The following is a 17,366-nucleotide window of genomic DNA, read 5'->3' as shown; positions in this document are numbered from 1 at the left end:
TCCACTGTGTGTATGACTGCAACGGTAAAAGTGCGTCTGGGCCGAGCCGCTTGCGTGGCGGTCCATCCGGTACTACGGGGCGCCTGTTAAGCGGTTTGAAACGGAAGTGCTGCGGGGGGATGGGAAACCGGTCTGACTTGACTATCGGGTTTCGTCATGTCGCGGCGATCGCCTTCCTGAACCGCTTTGGCGACGCGCGCCAGATGACTCTCTCGCGCCGACAGACTGCCTGCGTCGAGTTGCAACGCTTGCGCATATTTGCGCGAGGCGCCGAGCAGATCGCCTTTGCGATCCAGTGCACGGCCCCATTCCGCGTATGAAGGCGCCAGATCCGGGCGCAGTGCGACCGCGCGGGAGAGCTTTTCGATCGCTTCGTCATATCGGCCGACGGTGACGAGCGCCTCGCCCCAATCGTGCAGGTTGTCGACGGAATCCGGCTTCATGCGGTCCGCCTGCTTGAATGCGTCGAGTGCTTCGGAGTGACGATTCGCATGCAGCAGCACGTCGCCGAGAAGACGCAAATTCTCGGCCGTCTTCGACTTCTCGCTCGCGCCGGCTCGCAATGCTTCGAGTGCGTCGTCGATGCGATGCTGCTGTTCGAGTGCAATGCCCAGGCTCGCACGCAGCACCGCCGAATGTGTGTAGACGGTCAGCGCTTCGCGGGTCTGCTGTTCGGCTTCTTTGGAGAGTCCCTGATTGGCAAGCAGCCACGCCTTGCCGGCGAGCGCCCATTCGCCTTGTTCGGAGGCGGGCAGTGCCAGAACTTCGTCATAGATCGAGACGATCTCGCCGTAATCACATTGCGCGAGCGAGCATCGGGTTCTCTGGACTTGCGAATAGAGGTGACTGGCGAGAATATTCGGCTCGGCCAGACGCATGGCTTTGACAGCGATGTCGTGCACGAACTTTTCCAGATCGCGTCCTTCGAAAGGCACCGTGCTTTCACGGGAATTGAAGGGGCCACCTTCAATCTGCACATGGGCGATGTAGGAATCCGCGCTGTCGTTCACCTTGGTGATGCCGACGTGAACGACAACGTCCGTGCGCTTGATGATGCCTTTAATGAAACGCACCGTCGTCGCATATGACATTTCCTGACCGGGGATTTGAATGTCCGGTTGCGCGTCGTTATCGGTCATGGTGTCGTGGGGAATCGATTCGGCGTCCTGGCCGATCGCTCTCATCGAAGACATGATGCGTTCCGCCAGGAAGTTCGACGAATAGCCGCGTTCCACGAGCGACTGCGGCGTTTCAACCGGCGGCACTAGCAATTGCCGCGTCAGTACGCCACGTACGACGAGACAGAAGAAGCCGATGGTGAGCACCGCGAAGACCCACGGCAAAACATAGGGCCACAATTGCTTCGGGCCGCGCCCGATGAAACCGGCGGTCCGTAATCCGAACGGCACGAATCCGCTGGCAAGGTGATGAGTTCGAGTGCGATGCTTCGAACCACTCTCCGCGGAAAGAGACCGGCTCCGCCAATTCACTGGACGACGCTGACTTTGCACACTCGACATGACGCACCTCGATTCAACCGATGTTGGTAAGTGCACGACTGGGTGTCGACTCTTATGCATCGACCGTGCCATAGCGCACGGTGTCTTATACGGCGGGCGTGTACGGGATGACGGCCGTTGTGAACGGCGCAAATGTGTTGTGCGTGGACCGACGAATGCCGATCGCGAGTTTGTTGGAGTGAGACAGGCGGTGTGAAATGGCGAAGCACGCGGCCAACTGTCTACGAATAATGGCTACTTCGATTAGACGCCGCATTCGCTTCGTCCAGCCAGACGAGTACGAAAATACGGCGTCGTCATGCAATGAAGTGGACGACTCACTATCCACGTCATGTCACCGGCTTCAATGCTGTCGCGCTCTTTAATTGCCGCCCTTGAACAGATCTTGCAAGCGCGCCGCTTCGCCGTTTTTCTGCGATTGAACGAGTTGCTGGTAGACAGCTGCGCGCGAGAGTCCTTGTGTGCTTGCAGGGCTGCCGGACATCGAAGTGGTGGCGGGTTGCCCGCCCACCGCGTCGGCTGCCGACGGTTGAGTTTGCGCCGTACTCTCCGTGCCGGCGTCCTGAGCGTGCGCTTGCCATGTGAACGCGCAAAGCAGTCCGCCTGCGATGATCAGAGCCTTCTTCATGTCCATCTCCTTCAAACCCTCGGCGTCGCTCTCGCGACACCTCATTGCGGAAGTTCCGCCGGACCTGCACGCAACACACGGCGGACAATCCGACGGAACACAGGGCGGAGACGATTACCGGCTTCCTTGTCGAATTCTGCGCAGCGCACCAGAGAGGTGCGTTATCGAAGTGCTTCGTGTAGCAAGGAAAGGTGCGCGCTGAGGCTTTATTGTTCGGGGACGGTTCAGAGAGCCGGTTTTGCCTCCGTCATGTGAAGCAGACGTATAGATCGCTTTCGGATTCAAGTATTAATCAGCCATCCTGAATGCGTATTTGGAAAAAATATCGGCGGGTGGAGTGGCGGCGAATACGATTGGCGTCCAAGTTTTTATTTGGCTTACAGCGCGAGTTTTTTCCGGCAATCATTGAGCGCGACCCATGTGTCGGCGGTGGCCAGCACACAAATAAAAATGCCGTTCAGTCCATGACTGAACGGCATTAGCCTTCGGTGCAAGTGTTGCTATTCAGCGTACAACGACTCCGCGATCAAACCGCAGCCGGGCGCCACTTCAACAGCCGCTGTTCGACCGCAGTCAACAGATAATCCGCTGCGAGTGCGACCACAGCCAACACAATCATCGCTGCGAACACGCCGCTTGCGTTGAATGCGCCTTGGGCAGTGGAGATCAGGAGACCGATACCCTGCTTCGAGCCGAGAAACTCGCCCACCACCGCACCGACCAGCGCAAAACCGAAGCTCACGTGCAAGCTGGCGAGAATCCAGCTCAACGCCGACGGAATCACCACCGAAGTCGTCACCTGGCGGCGCGACGCGCCGAGAATCTGCGCATTCGCGATCATATAGCGGTCGGCTTCACGCACGCCCTGGAAAGCGTTGGCGAACACGACGAAGAACACCATCACCACGGCCAGCGCCACCTTCGACGCCATGCCCAGACCTAGCGCAATCACGAACACCGAACCGAGCACCACGCGCGGAATCGAGTTGGCGATCTTGATGTAGAGGCTAAATACGTCGGAGAGCAGCTTGTTGCGGCCGAGCACGATGCCGCAGAACACCCCGGCGACCGAACCGATAATGAAGCCGAGGCCGGTTTCTTCGAGCGTGACCCACACCTGGGTGAGCAGCGGACCTTGCGAGGTGCCGTTGACGAACCAGTCGACGATCTGGTCGAAAATCGCGCTTGGCATCGAGAAGAAGAACGGGTCGATCCACTTCAGGCGCGCTGACAGTTCCCACCCGCCGAGTACGACCACCAGCACGACAATACGCAACGAGATCACGAGCGCGTGACGCTGCCGGATGCGTTTTTGGGCCACACGTTCGACTTGCGCGAGCGATGCGGCGTCGATGCCCGAAGGCATCATCTGTTGAGGGCTTGTAGACATGTTTGCCGTTCCTTGATTAACCAATCTGCACTTCTTCGCGCAGGTCGTGCCAGATGTCACGCGAGATTTCGATAAAGCGCGGGTCGTAGCGGACCTCGGACGTAACGCGCGGACGCGGCAGATCGATTTCGTACACTTTCTTCAGTGTGGCCGGGCGCGCGGTCAGTACGAACACGCGGTCGGCGAGCGCAATCGCTTCTTCCAGATCGTGCGTGACGAATACCACCGAGCCGACACCGCCCCACAATTGCAGAAGCTCGTCCTGCATCAACGTGCGCGTCTGCATGTCGAGAGCCGAGAATGGTTCATCCATCAACAGGATCTCCGGCTTGTTGATGAAAGTCTGCGCGAGTGCCACGCGCTTCCTCATACCGCCGGAGAGTTGATGCGGATAGTGCTTGCCGAACTTGTCGAGGCCCACGCGACGCAGCCATTCGTTGGCTTCGTCATACGCGGCCGATTTCGAGCGGCCACGATACAGCGGGCCCGCCGCCACGTTGTCGAGCACGGAGCGCCACGGGAACACGGCATCGGCCTGAAACACGAAGCCGATGCGCGGATCGATGCCGTCCACCGGCGCGCCCATCACCCGTACTTCGCCCGTGGTGGGTTTCAGCAAGCCGGTAATCATGCTGAGTGTGGTGGACTTGCCGCAACCCGTGGGACCGACCACCGCGACGAACTCGCCGCGAGCCACCGACATGCTGAAGTCGCGCAACGCGATGGTCGCCTTGCCATCGGGAGAAATGAAACGGCACGATACGTTGCGCATCTCGATCGCAGGCGTATCGCGTGACATGGGTTGATTCATCGGCTGCTGCCTCGCTGTTCTCGTGACGTTGATATAAGAGCGTTACTTCGCCGCGGTCTTGACCGCTGCCGACACGTAGTCGTTGGTGTAGGTCTTGGCGAGATCGATATGCTTGCCCTTCACTGAAGGATTGAACGCCGAGAGCACCTTCAATACCGTGTCCGGACCGTCGGCTGGCATCTTGCCGTCCTTCGTGAACATCGGCAGCGATGCTTTCAGTGCGCCGACGTACAGGTCTTTATTGTTGCCGTAGTAGTCCTTCGGCATCTTCGCGGCGATTTCTTCCGCGCTATGCGTCGCGATGAAGTTCAGCGTTTTCGCGAAAGCGTGCGACAGCTTGGCGGCCTCGTCTTTGTGCGATTCGGCCCACGCGCGCTGCACGTAGAAGCTCGAAGCCGGATAGGTGCCGCCGAGCGCGGCGCGCGTGCCTTCCAGGGTGCGCATGTCGACCAGCACCTTGGCGTCGCCGGTCTTCAGCAACTGCGAAACAGTCGGCTCGGTCGTCATGCCCGCGTCGATGCGGTTCTGCTTGATGGCCGCAATAAAGCTGTTGTCCGCGCCGACGGGCAGCAGCGTGTATTGTGTCGATGGCACGCCCGCACGTTGTGCGAGGTACTGCGTGAGAAAACTGGTCGACGAGCCGAGGCCCGTCACGCCGAGGGTCTTGCCCTTCGAGTCGGCCATGCTCTTGAAGGTCTCCGCCGCCTTGGTGGAAACCATCTCCACTTCACCCGGCACCTGACCGAAAATCACCAGCGCCTGGACTTCCTTGCCTTTGCTTTGCAGGTCGATGGTGTGGTCGTAAAAGCCCACCACGCCTTGTACCGCGCCCGCGAGCAATTCGTTTTCCGCGTCGACGCCGGCCGGTTGCGAGAGGATTTCGACGTCGAGCCCTTCGTCCTTGAAGTAGCCGAGTTGCTCCGTGAGCTTGGCGGGCAGATAGATGATTTTGGTGGCGCCGCCGACCATGATCGTGAGCTTTTCGGCGTGGGCCGCGGCCGAGGCGGCGGCGAGGGTGAATGCAACACCTGACACGGCGGCAATCTGGCGCAAGGTACGCATGAAGCAGTCTCCTTAGGTTTAGTCGCCGCTGGGTGATGCATGCGGCGCTTTCTGGGTGAATGACGGCGATTATAGAAATTTGAAACCTTCTGGTAGCTTTCGGGGTTGGGGGCAAATCATGGGTGTTAACCCGCAACTTAGCCGCAACCCCGCCGCAACTTCGCCGCGACCCCGCCCAAAACTCGACAGCGTATGGCGCAAACCACAGGGGAAGCGCGCAAAGACCTTGTTTTACGGCACAATCGACGGCCTGACTTTTGCCGTTCCCGCCATGAAGCTGCTGCTCATCGAAGACAACCCCACACTGGCGCACTGGCTCGCGAAGATGCTGGAGCAGGAGTCGTTCGCGCTCGACGCCGTGCAGGACGGCGACGCGGCCGACCAGTTGCTGCGCACCAACCACTACGACGTGATCCTGCTCGACCTGAATCTGCCCAAGCTGTCGGGCAAAAACGTGCTGCGCCGTCTGCGCCAGCGCGGCGACGCGACGCCGGTGCTGATTCTCACGGCGAGCGGCTCGATCGACGAAAAGGTCGAACTGCTCGGGGCCGGCGCGGACGATTATCTGGTCAAGCCGTTCGAAGTGCGTGAGCTGATTGCACGGATCAAGGTGGCGATCCGCCGGCAGTCGCCCTCGAAGGCGAGCGAAGTGGTGTGCGGCGATCTGGCGTTCGACATCGATACGCGGCAGTTCACGCTGAAGGGGACACCGCTGAACGTCACGCCGCGCGAACGCTCCGTGCTCGAAGCGCTGATCCTGCGACTGGGTAAAACCGTCACCAAGCCGGCGCTGGTCGACGCGATCTTCACGCTTGCGGACGAGCCTAGCGAAGACGCTGTCGAAATCTACATCTCGCGTCTGCGCAAGAAACTCGACGGCAGCTCGGCGGCGATCGTCACGCTGCGCGGCCTCGGCTATCTACTGCGCAAGAAAGAAGATGACCAATAGCCTGCGCATGCGCCTGTTGTGGTGGCTGCTGGTGCCGCTCGCGTTGTATGTATTCGTGACCGGCAAGGCCGAATACGATAACGCGCGGCGCACGGCGGATCTGGTGCAGGACAATCAACTGATCTCGTCGGCGCGGATGATCGCCGGCGAAGTGGAATGGGTGGACGGTTTCCTGCGCGTGGATGTGCCGCCCGCCGCGCTCGAAGTATTCGTGTCGCCTTACCGCGACCAGGTGTTCTATAGCGTGAGCGTCGACGACCGCCGGCTCCTCGCGGGCACGCCTGAGTTTCCCACGCGTCCGGCGCAGACCGCGGATACGCCCGATCACTACGACACGCATTTGCAGGGCCATGCCGTGCGCGCGGTCGGCCTTGTGCGTCTCATGTACGACAACGGCGCGACTCATCGCGTGCTCGTGACGGTCGGGAAAACCGTGCGCTCGCGCGACGCGATGGCCGAGCAGTTGTGGCAGCCGCAACTTGTGCGACAGATCGAGATGATCGTGCTGGCGGTCGCACTGGTGTGCATCGGGCTGACTTTCGAATTGCGGCCGCTGATGAAAGTGAAAGAGGACGTGGCCGACCGCGATCCAATGCAACTCGCGCCCATTCGTGTCGAGAGGCTGCATACCGAGTTGCGGCCAATCGTCGAAGCTATCAATCAGTGCATTGCGCGGCTGGGCGTTCAGGTGGCTGCGCAGCGCCGCTTTATCGCCGACGCTGCGCATCAGTTGCGCACGCCGCTTACTTTGCTCGGCACGCAGTTGCAGTTCGCGCGTCAACAGGAGGGCTTGAATCCCGCTCTCGATGAAGCACTGGCCGCCATGCATCGCAGTAATCGTTCGATGGTCGGGCTCACGAACAAGCTACTGTTGCTCGCGCAAGCCGAGGCGGCAGACAACACGCAACTGGCGGTGGAAACGGTGGACCTGGTCCCGCTAGCCATGGAAGTTGTGGAGGATCTCGCCCTGCTCGCGCAGGCGCGGGGCATCGATCTGGGCGCCGAACTGAACGGGACCGCGCCGGTAGCCGGGCACCGCGGGCTGCTTCAGGCGTTGATAGCGAATCTCGCTGAGAATGCGATTCGCTATACCGGCAGTGGCGGTCACGTGACCGTGGGCGTGGATGCCAAAGCCGATACCGTCACCGTACGCGTATTGGATGATGGCCCCGGCATTCCGGCCGAGTCGCGCAGCCGCGTTTTCGAGCCGTTTTTCCGTGCGTCCGCGGATACGGAGGGCACTGGACTCGGCCTTGCCATTGTGCGTGAAATCGCAGATGCCCATCACGGCGCAATTACGCTGAAGCCGGGCGAGGGCGGCAAAGGCGTGCATATCAGCGTTTCGTTTCCACGCGCGGCGGCAGAGCAGCCTCAGGCGGTTTAAAGCCTCGGTAAAGCGGCATCGCGTGTACGGTTGCAGAGGATCTAATGACTGACGGTGATGCGGATCAGTGCGTCCTGCAGACACGACCGTCAACGCAGTAGCTCGCCTCTGATTTGCTACGGCATGCGAAGCAAATCAAATAGCCGATCAGCAATTCGAAAGCTCTGTGCAACATACTGGAAGCAGCTCATTCACCTGGTCGAGCACGCCCGTCTTCTTCCAGGTCATATATCGAAGATAACAAGTCTGCTGCGGCGGAAAAGTGGCCGGAAGCCTGTGCCATTTCTCTTTTCTTTGCTGCAACCAGAGTATCGCGTTGAGAATTTCCCGATCGCTGCGGCGAGGCCGACCGCGGGTAGATCGAAGGTCGGGAAAGAGACTCTGGACGCGCGCCCAGTCGTCGTCGGAAAGAGGGATTTGTAGCATGGCTGCCCCGGAACACTGTGTGAGGAATGCGCAGTCGTTTTCCGCTGCATCTGTGGCGATACTAGTAAATCTTTTCTTATCGGTCAAATTGTCTTGTTGCGACGCGTCGCGGTAGATTGTTCCGGATTTTCTCGCTTGATGTGCTTGACTTCTTTGATGGGCTGGACTTGGCGAGCTTCGTCGGTATTCGTATTTGTTCCGCGCGCTCGCGACGATGTGCGGTGCAACGTAACGTAAAGCGGGACGCTACGTAACGTGTGGTATCGCGCAAACGTTTGGCTAAGCAAATCATGCTTCGCCAAGGTTGCTCCTTGTGCTGTGCAGTGCGATGCCCGGCGGGGGTTTCCGGCGATTCGGCGGGCTTTAAGCGGTAGTGATCGCGTCTGTTGGCACGACATGTGCGTATGTCGGCGAGACAAAAAACAAATTCGCCATGCACACGCTCGACTATGCCAAACCTGAATTGCTTGCGCTCCCGCTCACGAAGCGTGCTGCGCATGCCGCGCCGATCGCGCCAAATGACCCGGATGATGCCGGTGATGTTCCTGTGGGACTGAGCGAATTCGAAAGCCGTGTCTTGAAGGGGTTGAGCGCGGGTGAATTTCACCTTGTGTTTCAAGGTGCATATCGTGCGGCGAGCGGAACTCTGGCACGTCTGGAAGCGCAGGTTCGTTGGACGCATCCTGATTATGGCGTGCTGCTTCCGGGCAGTTTCATGCTGCCGATCGAGCATCCGCAGGTCGCGTTGGAAATGGCGTTGTTTATTGTGGACGGTGTATGCCGCGAACTGCGCGGTTGTCTTGAAGCGAAGCTGCCCTTGCAGCCGGTAGCGATCGCGATGCCGGTTCATGTGGCGCTGCATGAGTCGCTCGCGGGCGAAATTGCGCGTGTGGCCGGCTCGTATGGGGTGTCGCCTGCGCTGTTTGAAATTGAGGTTTCAGATAGCGCTGAAGCGGCGAAACTGCTGTCCTTGCGGACGTTGACCGCGGGTCTGCGGGATGTGGGCATCAGCATCACGCTCGGCAATTGGGGCAACGGCGGTTCCTCGATGGCGCTGCTTGGTGTGCTTGATGTGGATACCGTTACCGTCGCGCGTGAGTTGATGGCGACAGTGCCGAACGATCAGCGGGCGGGGACGGTGATGACTGCGCTGATGGACCTGCTGCATGCGCTCGATGTGCGGGTGGTGGTGAGTGGTGTCGATACGAAAGAACAGTTCCAGTGGGTGAGCCGATGGCCTGACGCGTTGGTGCAGGGGGCAATGTTTGCGCGTGCGCAGGCTGGGTTGGGGAGGGTGTTGGGGCTAGGGCGGGCGCTATGACGCCCGACCATACTCGATGACGGTTCGGCGCGAAATAAAGCTGCATGTCCCAGAAAAAAGAGCAACATGGCGAGGCGATCCAAACGCCGCCGGGTCGAGAAGATCGACCTGATAACCGGTCGATCTATTCCTCATTTGAGTAAGCCTTCACTGGGCATTGGAAGGCCGATATCCACGTCTATGTTCAGTGTTCCTCCGCCATCCGCTTGAACGTCGACGCAAGGCGTGCTCTCAATAGCATTACCGCAAACCTGTTGTTTGTAATGAAATAGCGCCTCCACATACGTCCCGGCTCCTGTGCAACGCGGTAAGCCCATTCGAGGCCGTTGCGTTGCATCCATTGCGGAGCCCGGCGCACTTTACCCGCGACCACGTCGAAAGTACCGCCGACGCCCATCACAAAGTCGACACCGAGGCGATCGTGCCAGCGGTGAATAAAACTCTCCTTCTTTGGCGATGTGATCGCCACAAAAAGAAGCTTGGCGCCGGAATGACGGATCTTTTCGACTACGCCTTCCTCGTCGTCCCAGAAGTATCCGTGATGGTAACCAGCGATCTGCAGACCTGGATGCCGCATTGCGACGGTCGCTGCGGTTCGACCTACGACTTCGTCCGTTGCGCCCAGCAGGAATACCGGCAACCCGCGCGTCGCCGCCATCTGCAAGAGGCGGTCAAAGAGATCGACTCCTGCTACTCGCTCGGGCACGGGATAACCCAAGAGACGTGCACCCCAAACGACGCCCATGCCGTCTATGTTGATAATGTCGCAGGCGCGAACCGATGAGTGAAGTACGCTGTCGGTCTGCATGTTGACAAGCTTGGCGACATTCACAACGACGTGCTGCGTGAACTGCCGCGCTTCAATGCGGTCACCGATGATTTGCACGGTTTCCTGCATGGTGGCGAGGTCCATCGGGCATCCGAATAGCTCAATTCGTTTCATTGTGTTTTCTCCCCGGCGATACTCAAGTTCTTTTCAGTGCGCTTGAACTGGACGCGATTCGCGTATGTACCGATCGCGTAGAAAGCCCATGCCTGCGTCCAGCGTAGGTAGTTAATTCGATTAGTTGTCAGTCTGTTCTTCTGATACATGAAGCGCCGTTCATCCGGCATGTAGAGTGTTTCTAACGCTCTTTCAAATACGCGGGTCGCCAACCGATGATCTTCATCAGCCCCCCCCACCTTCAGCAATGTCAGAATAGCTTGAGCGACAGAATGAGTATCGAGCGGCCAAATGCTATTGTCGTAATATTTGACGGTGCCGTCCGGCAAGAAGAAGTTTTTCCGGTAGTAGTCCATCCCGCGGCTGATGGCGTCGCTAAACTCGCTGGTGTCTGCCGCCTGTTGTAGCGCCGCTAGCGCTTCCAGGTTATAGCCGGTATGAAAACCATCCACGAACGAATGATGATCGCGCGTGCCATAGCGCCATGCTCCGTCCCCGCGCTGCGCCGCGACTGAGCTTCGGGTGGCGCTTAGCGCACGCTGCATCAGAGCGCTATTGCCTATCCGTTTCGCCGTTTCTCCGACAACGGCGGCTGCCCAAAGGTTGGCGTTGTGCACGAACGCGGATTCGCCTGGAATGTATGCGTAATAACCGCCGTCATTCCGGTGAAGTGAATTCAGGAATAGACCGGCATCTGTCGCGGCGTCGACGAACCGTTGATTGCCAGTTTCGTCTCCAAGTGCCGCAAGTGCGCGTGCTATGTAACAAGTCGTGATTGCGTTAGGCGTGCCTTTGGGTACGAAGAAGGCTCGCGCGGCCCAGTCGAAGTGATACCCCCATGCACTATGCTTCCATCTGCTCCGATCGCAACGCTCCTCTAGCAGCCATTCCGCAAGCCGAATGGCTTCCTCGATTTGTGATCCGTTACCGACCAGTTTTTCGTACTCGAGAAGACCGAGGATGATCAATGCAATACCTTTGGGGTTGCGGCGACGCGCCACACCGACTAACGGCCGCAAGTTTGCAAGACTGCGTTTATGGAGTTGCAGCCACGCTATTTTGGCGAATGGCAGAGAGCCAAGGCCTAGTTTCTTGAACAGCTCGCTGTTGAGGCCATCGAATGGGTCGTATCCTGCATAGTCCGTGGCACGGCATTGCGTAATCAGTGCATCGGCGAGTTCGCTGGCGTTCAGATGGATAGTCATTCGCTTGACTCCACGCGCTCGGAGATCGAGACGGGCCCATAGAACAGACCTGTCTCGGTAGTTTTCGAACGAAAGTTTTGCCAACTCGGCTTATAGACTCCAAGCTTCAAGTATGCGTGGCGCTCCTGAGGGTACTCATTTGGGACGCCGCGAGAAGCGAAGACCTGAGTGCCGTTCTTCCATAATTTCGTTACCGCATGCTCGCCGGTCGAATCAGGTCGATAGTGGAGAGTCCAGCGAACCCATTTACCACGGTCCGAACTTGCGCCGGGCAAGCTGGCGTCGTGGCCGTGCCTGGTATCGGAACCGCCGCGCTCAGAAAACACGTAATCGCTCCCGTGTAGTTGCAGCATAATTGGCGGAGAGCCCACCCACATGTCTGGCTGATGGATTTGCATGATGATTTGCATCTGGTCGTCGTCGAATACAAAATCGGCCGGCAGCAACGTGGTCCACTCTATGCGGTACTCACGGCCAGAAACGATTTTTGCCGCTCGTGCGAACACCATTTCGCCGCGGGGCGTGCCGTTCGCGACGTGGGAAAAGTTCTCGCTGCGTCGAATGCTAACTTTCACCGCGCGTTGATCAGGTGATAGCGGATCATTGACTACAATGAGGTCTTGCGTATCCGGACTCTGAATGTCTACCGCCGGACCGAACCCGTGTGCCCAATTGGTGGCGAACAGATTGTGAAAACCCGGCATATCCAGAACCGAAGCATCACGTGTTTGTGCCGAGCAGGCTGTGACGAGGCACAGCGAGGCTGTCACAACGTGGCGTAGCCAGGAAAGGTGTTTCGGGTTCATCGCTTACTCCCGCATTGCGTATCAACGTATCGATAGCACTGAACATATCGTTCGACAATTGATTCCGCTCTAAAGCACGTTTGAGCGCGAGCAAGTCCTGCGGAGCCCATTCGAACTGCATGCTCCGGATCGTCGACTAGTTTGCAAAGCGCCTCTGCCAGCCCGCGTGAATCGTGGACATCAACGAGATACCCGCTCACGCCATCTTCAATGAGATCGAGAAATCCGCCCACGCGGGTTCCTACCACGGGCAAGCCGCAGAACATTGCTTCGAGTGTAGAAATGCCGAACGACTCGAAATGGCTGGGCATGCAGAACAAACGTGCACCGCTATAAAACGCGAGCTTCGCATCGCCTTCCAGCCAACCTTCGAATACCACGCGGTCGGCGATTCCGTGCGATTCGGCGATATGCCTCCAGCGGTGCGTGTCACCGATTCCGGCCACACGGAGTTCGATATCGCGCCCTTTCCGCGTCAGAGCGGCAACGGCTTGAAGGAGCTCATCGAGCCCCTTGGCTTCATTCAATCGGCCGGCAAATGCAATATATGGCCTCGCGTGCGCAAGGCGGTTAGGTACCGGCGCACCGTGCTCTGCGTCAAGCGCCATATTTCCGATAACCCGAACTGCATCCTTTCTCCGCCATTGCTGAAGCCAATTTGCTAGAGGCGTCGAAACCGCGATTACGCAGTCAACCTTGCGAAGAAACAGTTCGACCAGCCGACGGGGCAGCCAGTCCGATCTATCGAAAAATTGTTCGAAATTGCCTGAATGCAGCTGAAATACCGTGCGCTTCCCAAAGAGTCGCGCGACAAGGAACAGCACAAGTTTCCGGTAGAACGACCCCCGCTCGGAGACATGAAAATGCACAACATCAACAGAAATAGCCGATCGCGCAAACAACGGAACATCGACCATCCAGAACGCCAGCGGTCCGCCGATATTCCGGAATCCGCGCGTTTCGAAGAACGAGAGAGATACGCCGGCCTTCTCGAATTGATCTCGGCTTGTGGCCAACTGAGAAAGCACCGTTGCGATGCCACCTTTTTGCCCATGCCCCGGACCAACCTGAAGAATTCGCACGCTCATTTCACGGCTCCGACAACCTCTTGGCTGAGCGATGAGGACCGATTTTGTGACGGTGCATTGCTCGAGAACAGATACATGAGCATCAATGCCGAGAAGACATAGGATGCAGACACGAACGACAAGGAGAACAGGTTGTCGAAGCAGAAGGCGCCAACTAGGAATAGCCAAACATACCTGCGTCGACTAACTTGCCCATACAGGATCATGAAACTGAGCCATAAGATCGCGCCCAGAACACCGAGTTCAACGAAGAGGTGTGGATAAAACGTGTCGGTGGTCGTGAGAGTGTTTCCAAGCCCATACCAGTTGAAGTGATAGATGCTGTACAGCGGCGAGTGATACTTGACTGAGGCCGATCCACCGAACGAGCCGAGGCCCTCGCCGAAGAAATTGCCTTTCATCAACGATTGAAACATAACGCGATACGATTCTGCTCGAGCCGAATTGCCTGCTACGACGTAGAAGGAGAGTTTGGCCATGGCAACCTTGATTAGTGAATCAAGCAGTCCCGCCAGCAATGCGAACAGTACGACGCCAATTCCGCCGATGGCTGCGATCACAGAACGCACGGTCAACTTTCTCGCGACGACAAAGTACATTCCAATCGTCGCAAAAATCTTGAAGGAGACGCCCAATAGCGAAAATGTCAAGAAGATCCACGCCACTCGCCTTGATCGCCTCGTTGGCTGGTGATGACGGCATAAGAGAAACGCACAAAAATTAATAAAACTGAACTCTGAGAAGAAACCTATCCATCCTTGCGCGCGAAGATACAGGCCGGAGTCGAATTTAACCGGCAGAAACAGGGGGAGTTTTAGCCCATATGCAAGGTAGAAGTAACACTGGAACAAGTCATTGCTTACTACGACAGCAAAGAACATGAAGATAACCGGTGAAAGCCTGCGTCTGTACGCGAACATTGCAACGGTGATCGCCATGGGTGCGAGAAACCGCATGAATTCTTCCCCACCGGCGTCGACATTGAAAGCTCGCCACATCGCTATATAGAGAGTTAGCAGGAAGGGCAGCATCAATGTAACGAGCTTGTGAAATCTTGGGCGTAGCAAAATCGCGATCGACAGCAGGACGAACGCGCCTAGCTTTACGAACTGAGAGCCATCCATTTCGAGCGATAAAAACGTATCGCTGACGCAAAAAAGAAGGTAGGCGAGTGATATCGCCCATGCGCCGACCGAATGCCATCCCGTGAATCGAGATTCACGCGATAGTGACATTGACATAGTGCTAGCGTTCATCGGGGCGCTCCACAGACTAGTGATTGCAACCGGACTTCCGTATTGGAAACATCCGCCAATCGGCAACGAGTCAGATACTGGTGGTATATCAAGTGCGCGTGACGCCGAATCAGCCAGTTGCGCCAGACTGTGATCACAATCGCAGAGCAAAGAATCATCGCGAACCCGGTCAGCGCGCCGGATGCATAGCAGGGGGCGACGAGCAATGCGAACGCCAAAGCCGTTAAGACGTTGATCTTCGCTGTTACAGCACCTTGCTCGAATATCATCATGACGCTACTGTTTGCTACGCCCGTCATGCCGACCGCGCATTGGATCGCGAGCAGCAATCCGGCTAATACGACGCCGGTCGGAAAGCTTGCGTCGCGTGCTTGTCTCGCGGTGAACAACAGGACCAGAATGACGTTACAGACCAGCATCGCTCCATTGCACCAGTTGATGCAGCGGCTCATTCGGCGAAGCGACTCGTCGAGGGACAGAAAGGCCGCCTTACGCTTCGCGAGGTCCGCCAATTGCATCATCGATATCGCCCGCGGCAGCAGCATCCCGATCGCAATCCCCGAAGACAGCAGCGAGAGCATCCCCGCGAAAGCGGCGCCACACATCACAGTCGCGGCCGGAACGAAAATCAGGGGAATGCCGCCGGACAGAAAGTTCGTAAGACCGAACTGAAGCCCTTCGATCTCCAGTTTCCTTGGCAGCATTTGCAGGTCGGGTCGACCGATCTTCACGAACATAGCAATTGCAATCAGACCGAGTCCCGTCGCCAGCGCAGCCGCTGCGGAGAGCCCGGCGTAACGAAATATGGCAAGCGTGCCGGCCGACCCACCGATCAGTGCGACGTCGAACGCGATCGCGGCGCGATAGCGCTTCAAGGCAACAAAGTAGTGGCGAGCAATCTGATAAGCAGTCCAACTCCACAGCAAGGCAAGAAACGCACACAGATCGAACGGAATGACTTTGGACACGGCAATCCCAAGGCCAAGAACCGTGCACAAAACAGTCGTGACAAGGCTCATTGCGCCGACGTGATAGAAAGCCGAAACGGCACTTCGCTCGGTCGTAGCCGCCGGAACGCGCACCAGTATCAATGTCGCCCATCCGATCGCGGTGAAGAAAGCAACCATCTGCGCGATAGACATGCTTGATGCGGTCCGCCCGAGTTCCGCGAGCGAATAGACATGCTGTATCGCGAAGAAAACCACCACGCGATACAGTCCCGGCGATCCGGTGCAGATCAGGGCTTCAATACGTTGAACGGATACAGCGCTGGCCAGCGTATCGATCCTGGAGCGGTGGCGCACCGTCGTCGCCTTTGCATGCTCAGTCACGCGAAGATTCCCCGCGTATCGACAAGCAGCTTCGACTGCAAGCGGCGCCGGTTGATGTCCTTGAACTCGCGATGATCGACCAGCAGCAGAACAATATCGGCGGCTTCAATCGCGCTTGCAAGGTTTGTTAGCTCGACCTTGCCACGAAGCGCGTCCGGAAGAACCGTCACGTTGGGCTCGACAACAACGATGTCCGCCACGTGTTCGTCGGCTAGTTGATTGACGATGTCTATCGCCGGACTTTCGCGCAGGTCGTCAATATTGGCCTTGAATGCCAGGCCAAGGCAGGCGATCACGGGTGCCTTGAAGCGCGCGGCGAGGCGCTTCGTTTGATCGATCACATAATGCGGTTTGCCGTCGTTGACGCCGCGCGCGGCCCGAATCAGTTTGGCCTCTTCTGGGGCGGAGTCGACGATGAACCACGGGTCGACAGCGATGCAATGTCCACCGACACCAGGCCCTGGCTGGAGAATGCTCACGCGAGGGTGACGATTGGCGAGTCGAATGAGTTCCCAAACGTTGATGTCGAGCCGATCGCAGATCATCGACAGTTCGTTCGCGTACGCGATGTTGACGTCCCGAAACGCGTTTTCGGAAAGCTTGCACATTTCGGCGGTACGTGCGTCGGTCAGAATACAGTCGCCCTGAACGAAGATCTGATAGAGATCGCGAGCCAACTCGCCGCATCGGCGAGTCATGCCGCCAATTACGCGGTCGTTCTGGACCAACTCGCGAATGACATGTCCCGGCAGCACGCGTTCCGGACAGTGCGCAATGCGAATGTCGGACTGTTCGCCCGAATGTTGTGGGAAGGTTAGGTCAGGACGGCATTCAGCGAGCCATGCCGACATCTTCTCGGTCGCTCCCACAGGCGAAGTCGACTCGAGCACGACAAGATCGCCTTTTTTAAGCGCAGGAGCGATCGAACGACTTGCCGCCTCAATGTAGCTCAGATCGGGTTTGTTGCCATCGCAAAACGGCGTTGGAACAGCGATCAGGAATGCATCGGCTGGCTCCGGCGCCTGGGTCGCGCGCAGATATCCCTGTGTGACGGCGGCGTGAACCAGCATGTCCAGCTCTGGTTCGACGATATGAATCTCGCCTTTGTTAATTGTATCGACTGTGCGCTGCGATACATCGACGCCGATAACTTTCTTTCGGCGTGCGGCAAACGCCGCAGCGGTGGGCAATCCAATATAACCAAGTCCAATGATGGAAACGACATCGAATGACATAGCGTTGGTCT

At 57.9% G+C, this 17,366-nt stretch carries 16 protein-coding genes; 3 read left to right on the top strand and 13 right to left on the bottom strand.

Going from position 1 to position 17,366, the window contains the following annotated elements:
• Window positions 1–86: 86 nt before the first annotated feature.
• From P0D68_RS13100 to P0D68_RS13080, 5 genes are all read right to left on the bottom strand, one after another.
• Complete coding sequence (locus P0D68_RS13100; RefSeq protein ID WP_408187906.1) at window positions 87–1,520, bottom strand: tetratricopeptide repeat protein; 1,434 nt, start codon at window positions 1,518–1,520, stop codon at window positions 87–89.
• A 361-nt stretch (window positions 1,521–1,881) separates the two neighbouring features.
• The gene (locus P0D68_RS13095; RefSeq protein WP_091806258.1) at window positions 1,882–2,148 is read right to left on the bottom strand and encodes a hypothetical protein; all 267 of its coding nucleotides are present in this window, start codon (window positions 2,146–2,148) and stop codon (window positions 1,882–1,884) included.
• A gap of 526 nt (window positions 2,149–2,674) precedes the next feature.
• On the bottom strand, window positions 2,675–3,538 hold the full coding sequence (locus tag P0D68_RS13090; protein WP_091806261.1) for an ABC transporter permease: 864 nt from the start codon (window positions 3,536–3,538) through the stop codon (window positions 2,675–2,677).
• A 16-nt stretch (window positions 3,539–3,554) separates the two neighbouring features.
• Complete coding sequence (locus P0D68_RS13085; RefSeq protein ID WP_091806264.1) at window positions 3,555–4,349, bottom strand: ABC transporter ATP-binding protein; 795 nt, start codon at window positions 4,347–4,349, stop codon at window positions 3,555–3,557.
• A gap of 42 nt (window positions 4,350–4,391) precedes the next feature.
• On the bottom strand, window positions 4,392–5,411 hold the full coding sequence (locus tag P0D68_RS13080; protein WP_091806267.1) for an ABC transporter substrate-binding protein: 1,020 nt from the start codon (window positions 5,409–5,411) through the stop codon (window positions 4,392–4,394).
• Between the two features lie 271 nt (window positions 5,412–5,682).
• Between P0D68_RS13080 and P0D68_RS13075 the strand changes: the two genes are divergently transcribed.
• Window positions 5,683–6,360, top strand: a complete 678-nt coding sequence (locus P0D68_RS13075; RefSeq protein WP_091809086.1) for a response regulator — start codon at window positions 5,683–5,685, stop codon at window positions 6,358–6,360.
• Window positions 6,350–7,744, top strand: coding sequence for a sensor histidine kinase (locus P0D68_RS13070; RefSeq protein ID WP_408294210.1), 1,395 nt, complete (start codon window positions 6,350–6,352; stop codon window positions 7,742–7,744). The genes P0D68_RS13075 and P0D68_RS13070 overlap by 11 nt, the downstream gene beginning before the upstream one ends.
• 147 nt (window positions 7,745–7,891) lie before the next feature.
• On the opposite strand, the gene P0D68_RS13065 is transcribed toward P0D68_RS13070, so the two are convergent.
• Window positions 7,892–8,170 (bottom strand): transposase, encoded by a 279-nt coding sequence (locus P0D68_RS13065; RefSeq protein ID WP_408187911.1) that lies wholly within the window; start codon window positions 8,168–8,170, stop codon window positions 7,892–7,894.
• 433 nt (window positions 8,171–8,603) lie between these two features.
• Between P0D68_RS13065 and P0D68_RS13060 the strand changes: the two genes are divergently transcribed.
• The gene (locus P0D68_RS13060) at window positions 8,604–9,491 is read left to right on the top strand and encodes an EAL domain-containing protein (protein ID WP_408468497.1); all 888 of its coding nucleotides are present in this window, start codon (window positions 8,604–8,606) and stop codon (window positions 9,489–9,491) included.
• Between the two features lie 184 nt (window positions 9,492–9,675).
• On the opposite strand, the gene P0D68_RS13055 is transcribed toward P0D68_RS13060, so the two are convergent.
• Genes P0D68_RS13055 through wecC form a run of 7 tightly spaced genes read right to left on the bottom strand, consistent with a single transcriptional unit; the run spans window position 9,676 to window position 17,355 of the window.
• Window positions 9,676–10,434: a WecB/TagA/CpsF family glycosyltransferase gene (locus tag P0D68_RS13055; protein WP_408294204.1), complete on the bottom strand. Its 759-nt coding sequence runs from the start codon at window positions 10,432–10,434 to the stop codon at window positions 9,676–9,678.
• Window positions 10,431–11,639, bottom strand: coding sequence for a glycoside hydrolase family protein (locus P0D68_RS13050; protein ID WP_091806279.1), 1,209 nt, complete (start codon window positions 11,637–11,639; stop codon window positions 10,431–10,433). The genes P0D68_RS13055 and P0D68_RS13050 overlap by 4 nt, the downstream gene beginning before the upstream one ends.
• A complete protein-coding gene (locus P0D68_RS13045) occupies window positions 11,636–12,445 on the bottom strand; it encodes a heparin lyase I family protein (protein ID WP_408294201.1) in 810 nt (269 codons plus the stop codon). Before P0D68_RS13045 ends, P0D68_RS13050 begins: the two co-directional genes overlap by 4 nt.
• Window positions 12,442–13,533, bottom strand: a complete 1,092-nt coding sequence (locus tag P0D68_RS13040; RefSeq protein WP_408294198.1) for a glycosyltransferase family 4 protein — start codon at window positions 13,531–13,533, stop codon at window positions 12,442–12,444. Before P0D68_RS13040 ends, P0D68_RS13045 begins: the two co-directional genes overlap by 4 nt.
• Entirely contained in the window at window positions 13,530–14,789 is a 1,260-nt protein-coding gene (locus tag P0D68_RS13035) for a hypothetical protein (protein ID WP_408294195.1), read from the bottom strand. The genes P0D68_RS13040 and P0D68_RS13035 overlap by 4 nt, the downstream gene beginning before the upstream one ends.
• A complete protein-coding gene (locus tag P0D68_RS13030; protein ID WP_408294192.1) occupies window positions 14,786–16,120 on the bottom strand; it encodes a hypothetical protein in 1,335 nt (444 codons plus the stop codon). The genes P0D68_RS13035 and P0D68_RS13030 overlap by 4 nt, the downstream gene beginning before the upstream one ends.
• Window positions 16,117–17,355 (bottom strand): UDP-N-acetyl-D-mannosamine dehydrogenase, encoded by a 1,239-nt coding sequence (gene wecC, locus P0D68_RS13025; RefSeq protein ID WP_408294189.1) that lies wholly within the window; start codon window positions 17,353–17,355, stop codon window positions 16,117–16,119. The genes P0D68_RS13030 and wecC overlap by 4 nt, the downstream gene beginning before the upstream one ends.
• Between the last annotated feature and the right edge of the window lie 11 nt (window positions 17,356–17,366).

Origin of the sequence: Paraburkholderia sp. RL17-380-BIE-A (assembly GCF_046028085.1) — a bacterium.
Classification (GTDB): Bacteria; Pseudomonadota; Gammaproteobacteria; order Burkholderiales; family Burkholderiaceae; genus Paraburkholderia.
The sequence above is the reverse complement of the archived record's forward strand: the minus strand, read 5'-3'. Positions and strand labels throughout refer to the sequence as shown.

Bases quoted from the DNA above. Each gene is read 5' to 3' on its own strand.
- P0D68_RS13080 (WP_091806267.1), bottom strand. From the start codon at position 5,411: ATGCGTACCTTGCGCCAGATTGCCGCCGTGTCAGGTGTTGCATTCACC.
- P0D68_RS13095 (WP_091806258.1), bottom strand. From the start codon at position 2,148: ATGAAGAAGGCTCTGATCATCGCAGGCGGACTGCTTTGCGCGTTCACA.
- P0D68_RS13050 (WP_091806279.1), bottom strand. From the start codon at position 11,639: ATGACTATCCATCTGAACGCCAGCGAACTCGCCGATGCACTGATTACG.
- P0D68_RS13070 (WP_408294210.1), top strand. From the start codon at position 6,350: ATGACCAATAGCCTGCGCATGCGCCTGTTGTGGTGGCTGCTGGTGCCG.
- P0D68_RS13035 (WP_408294195.1), bottom strand. From the start codon at position 14,789: ATGAACGCTAGCACTATGTCAATGTCACTATCGCGTGAATCTCGATTC.
- P0D68_RS13060 (WP_408468497.1), top strand. From the start codon at position 8,604: ATGCACACGCTCGACTATGCCAAACCTGAATTGCTTGCGCTCCCGCTC.
- P0D68_RS13075 (WP_091809086.1), top strand. From the start codon at position 5,683: ATGAAGCTGCTGCTCATCGAAGACAACCCCACACTGGCGCACTGGCTC.
- P0D68_RS13085 (WP_091806264.1), bottom strand. From the start codon at position 4,349: ATGAATCAACCCATGTCACGCGATACGCCTGCGATCGAGATGCGCAAC.
- P0D68_RS13065 (WP_408187911.1), bottom strand. From the start codon at position 8,170: ATGCTACAAATCCCTCTTTCCGACGACGACTGGGCGCGCGTCCAGAGT.
- P0D68_RS13100 (WP_408187906.1), bottom strand. From the start codon at position 1,520: ATGTCGAGTGTGCAAAGTCAGCGTCGTCCAGTGAATTGGCGGAGCCGG.
- P0D68_RS13055 (WP_408294204.1), bottom strand. From the start codon at position 10,434: ATGAAACGAATTGAGCTATTCGGATGCCCGATGGACCTCGCCACCATG.
- P0D68_RS13045 (WP_408294201.1), bottom strand. From the start codon at position 12,445: ATGAACCCGAAACACCTTTCCTGGCTACGCCACGTTGTGACAGCCTCG.
- P0D68_RS13040 (WP_408294198.1), bottom strand. From the start codon at position 13,533: ATGAGCGTGCGAATTCTTCAGGTTGGTCCGGGGCATGGGCAAAAAGGT.
- P0D68_RS13090 (WP_091806261.1), bottom strand. From the start codon at position 3,538: ATGTCTACAAGCCCTCAACAGATGATGCCTTCGGGCATCGACGCCGCA.
- wecC (WP_408294189.1), bottom strand. From the start codon at position 17,355: ATGTCATTCGATGTCGTTTCCATCATTGGACTTGGTTATATTGGATTG.